Origin of the sequence: Streptomyces sp. CA2R106 (assembly GCF_037034245.1) — a bacterium.
Lineage (GTDB): Bacteria > Actinomycetota > Actinomycetes > Streptomycetales > Streptomycetaceae > Actinacidiphila.
The window spans coordinates 1-3596 of the sequence record NZ_JBAGKC010000088.1 but is presented as its reverse complement, the minus strand read 5'-3'; the positions used below and the strand labels follow the sequence as shown (position 1 = coordinate 3596).

At 74.2% G+C, this 3596-nt stretch carries 1 protein-coding gene; it reads right to left on the bottom strand.

Annotated features, from left to right (window positions below; genetic code table 11):
• The coding region (locus tag WA788_RS35090; protein ID WP_335984442.1) for a type I polyketide synthase at positions 1-3596 on the bottom strand (3596 nt) is incomplete at both ends.

The window sequence follows — 3596 nt, the reverse complement described above, 5'->3', positions numbered from 1 at the left end:
CGGCCGTTCAGCGTCACGCCCCTGCCCGTAGGTGGCTTGCAGGGCCTGCGCCTCGATGGGGTCGCCGAGGGAGGTGCCCGTGCCGTGGGCCTCCACCACGTCCACCTGCGCGGGAGTCAGGCGTGCGACGGCCAGCGCTTGGCGGATCACCCGTTGCTGGGAGGGGCCGTTGGGGGCGGTGAGGCCGTTCGACGCACCGTCCTGGTTGACGGCGGTGCCGCGGACCACGGCCAGGACGGGGTGGCCCAGGCGTTCGGCGTCGGAGAGCCGCTCCACCAGCAGCATCCCGACGCCCTCGGCCCACCCGGTGCCGTCCGCGCCCGCGCCGAACGCCTTGCAGCGGCCGTCGGGGGAAAGGCCGCGGTGACGGCTGAAGTTGATGAACGCACCGGGTGTGGCCATCACCGTCACCCCGCCCGCGAGCGCCATCTCGCACTCACCCGCACGCAACGCCTGCACGGCGAGGTGCAGCGCGACCAGCGACGAGGAACACGCGGTATCCACGCTGACGGACGGGCCCTCCAGGCCGAACGTGTACGACAGGCGGCCCGCGATCACACTGGTCGCGTTACCCGTGCCCATCAACCCTTCGAGGTGGCCCGGCACTTCACGCAACCGCGACGCGTAGTCGTGGTACATCACCCCCGCGAACACGCCGGTGCTGCTGCCGCGCAAGGTGGCCGGGTCGATCCCCGCACGCTCGAACGCCTCCCACGACGTCTCCAGCAGCAACCGCTGCTGCGGGTCCATGGCCAGCGCCTCGCGCGGCGGGATACCGAAGAAGGAGGGGTCGAAGTCGGCCGCGCGGTGCAGGAACCCGCCCTCGCGGGAGTACGTCGTGCCCGGATGGTCCGGGTCGGGATGGAAGACGTTCTCCAGGTCCCAGCCGCGGTCCGCCGGGAACTCCGAGACGGCGTCGCCCCCGGCCAGCACCAGGTCCCACAGGTCCTCCGGAGACATGACGTCCCCCGGGTAGCGGCAGCTCATGCCCACGATGACGACCGGGTCGTCGTCCAGGCCCGTACGCCCGGGCGCGACAGGGGCGGGGGCGCCTGCCTGCTCGCCGACGAGCTGGGACCGTACGTGGTCGGCGAGGGCGGCGGACGTCGGGTAGTCGAAGACCAGCGTGGCGGGCAGCCGCAGGCCAGTGGTGGAGCTCAGGCGGTTGCGGAGCTCCACAGCGGTCAGCGAGTCGAAGCCGAGGTCGCGGAAGGACTTCGCCGGCTCGACCACGTCGGCGGAGGCATGCCCGAGGACCGCAGCGACGGCCGACCGGACCACGTCCAGCACGCGCGCCTCCTGTGCCTGGGCGTCCAACGCGGCCAACGTGAGAACCAGTTCGTCGCCGCCCGGGTTCCCCGCTGCCTCGCCCGCGGCCCTGCGCAGGACGCGGGTGGGCAGGAGGCCGCGCAGGATCGACGGCACCGGCGCCGCGCCGGCCGCCCCGGTCCGGAGCGCGCGCAGGTCGAGCCGGATGGGGACCAGCAGGCCGTCGTGGTCCGCCCCGGCAGCCATGGCGACGGCCCGGTCGAAGAGCGCCAGGCCCTCGTCCGCCGACAGGGCGCCGGCCCCGCCGCGGCCGAGCCGCCGCACGTCGGCCGCGCCGAGCCCGGCGGTCATCGCACTGTCCGCACCCGCCCACAAACCCCACGCGAGGGACAACCCCGGTAGGCCCTCGGCACGGCGGGCCTGGGCGAGGGCGTCCAGGAAGGTGTTCGCGGACGCGTAGTTGGCCTGACCGGCGTTGCCGAACACACCCGCAGCGGAGGAGAACAGCACGAACGCCGACAGCTCCATGCCCTGGGTCAACTCATGAAGATTCCAGGCCGCGTCCACCTTCGGGCGCAGCACCGTGTCAAAGCGCGCGTCGTCGAGTGAGTCCAGTACACCGTCGTCCAGTACGCCCGCCGCGTGCACCACGCCGGTGAGGCGGCGATCCCGCAGGGCCTCGGCCAGCGCCTCCCGGTCCGCCGCGTCACACGCCACCACCTCGACGGCGGCACCCTGCTCGGTCAACTCACGGCTCAACTCCGGCATGCCAGCCGCTTCCAGGCCGCGACGACTCAGCAGCACCAACTCCCGTACGCCCTGTGCCGCCACGAGGTGCCGGGCAAGTGCGGTGCCCAGTGCGCCCGACGCCCCGGTCACCAGCACCGGACCGTCACCGAACGCCCGACCGCCCTCCTCCGCCGCCACTTGCGCCCGTACGAGACGGGGCACGCGGATAACGCCATCCCGGACCGCCAACTGCGGCTCGTCCAACGCCAGTCCAGCGGCCAACACGTCAACGCCCGCACCTGCATCGAGATCCGCCAACACGAACCGCCCCGGATACTCCGCCTGCGCCACCCGCACCAAACCCCACACCGGCGCAAGCTCCACCTCCACCAACTCACCCGCGGACACCGACACAGCGCCCCGCGTCACCACCACCAACCGCGAACCCGCCAACCGCTCCTCGGCCACCCATCGCCGCACCGCACCCAACACCTCGGCCAACCGCGACCGCACCACCCCTGGCACCGCACCACCACCCACCGGACCGCACTCCCACACCACCGTCCCCGGCACGTCATCACCCGACGCCAACAACGCCTCCACATCGGCGTACGCCCCCTCGGCACCCACCACCGCGACCGGACCCGCCTCACCCCCACCCACCACCGGCACCCACTCCACCCCGAACAGCGCGTCCTCACCCCCCGCCGACGCCGTGGCCAACTGCTCTGCCGAAACCTCCCGCGTGGCCAGCGCCTCGACGGAGGCCACCGGGCCGCCGGAGGTGTCCGCGACGTCCAGGGCGAGGTGCGTACCGTCCTCGCCGGTGGGGGCCAGGCGGACGCGGAGCGCGGTGGCACCGACGGCGTGCAGCGCGACGCGGCGCCAGGAGAAGGGGACGCGGGCACCGTCGCCCTGGTCCGGGGCCGTCGCTGCGGCGGCGTGCAAGGCGGCGTCCAGCAGGGCCGGGTGCAGGCCGAATTCCCGTGCCGCGTCGGCCGCTTCCGCTGGAAGCGCCACTTCGGCGAAGAGTTCCGCGCCCCTCCGCCAGGCGCGGCGCAGGCCCTGGAAGACGGGACCGTAGGCGTAGCCGCGCTCGGCCATCGAGGCGTAGAAGCCGCTGGTGTCGACCGGCTCCGCGTCGCGTGGCGGCCACACCGCGAGGTCGGCCGGGTCGGCGGTGGCCGGGGCGGGGGCGAGCAGACCGGTGGCGCAGCAGGTCCAGGGGGCGTTCGCCGTGTCGTCCTCGGTCCGCGCGTACACGTCGACGGGCCGCAGGCCGCGGGCGTCCGGCTCCCCGACGACCATCTGGACCTGTACGGCGCCCGCGGCCGGGACGACCAGGGGCGCCTGGAGCGTCAGTTCCTCGACGGCCGCGCACCCGGCCGCCTCTCCCGCCCGGAGCGCCAGCTCCACCAGCGCGGTGCCCGGGACGAGGACGGTGCCGTGGACCGCGTGGTCGGCCAGCCACGGGTGGGTCGCCAGGGAGAGCCTGCCGGTGAACACCACGCCCGACCGGTCGGCGAGGGTGACGGAGCCGCCGAGCAGCGGGTGCCGCGCGGCGCTCAGGCCGAGCGCGGTGGCGTCACCGGCGCCGA